This window comes from Tamlana crocina, from assembly GCF_012037625.1.
This window is the reverse complement of the sequence record NZ_JAAVJS010000363.1, coordinates 1-402: the sequence shown is the minus strand read 5'-3', so window position 1 is coordinate 402 and position 402 is coordinate 1. Positions and strand designations below refer to the sequence as shown.

General features: G+C 41.3%; 1 protein-coding gene. It reads right to left on the bottom strand.

The annotated features are described in order from the left end of the window. Nucleotides 1-133 (bottom strand): signal recognition particle receptor subunit alpha (locus HC176_RS17130; protein ID WP_167920215.1); only part of this gene is annotated, 133 nt, incomplete at its 3' end. Nucleotides 134-402 lie beyond the last annotated feature (269 nt).

Here is a 402-nt window from a genome sequence, read left to right as displayed (position 1 = left end):
AGTTAACATCGGCATCTACAAGCGCGCGACGTACCTCCTTAAGGGTTTCGGCAACGTTAACCTCGGTAATTTGGCCATGCCCCTTAAGGACATGTAAGGCATTATCTAACTTATCGCTTAAACTTTCAAACATAATCTCTCAGATTTTATATAACAGCGGTATTCACCGGCAGTTGCAAATTTAATGAATTGAGCCTGAAGTGAAAATTTTTTAAGTGCCACATCAGCTTTAAATATATCTTTTTCTCCGGAAGAATTTTTCTTCCGGAAGAGGTGTCAAAAATGGCATTTTTGACACCTCTTTTTTTACTTCTAAAATCGTACTTCTACCCTCGTAAGTACCCTGCCTCTGGTCTCGATACAATTTCCTTTCGCTCCCGCTCCCGGAAAACACCCGACCTG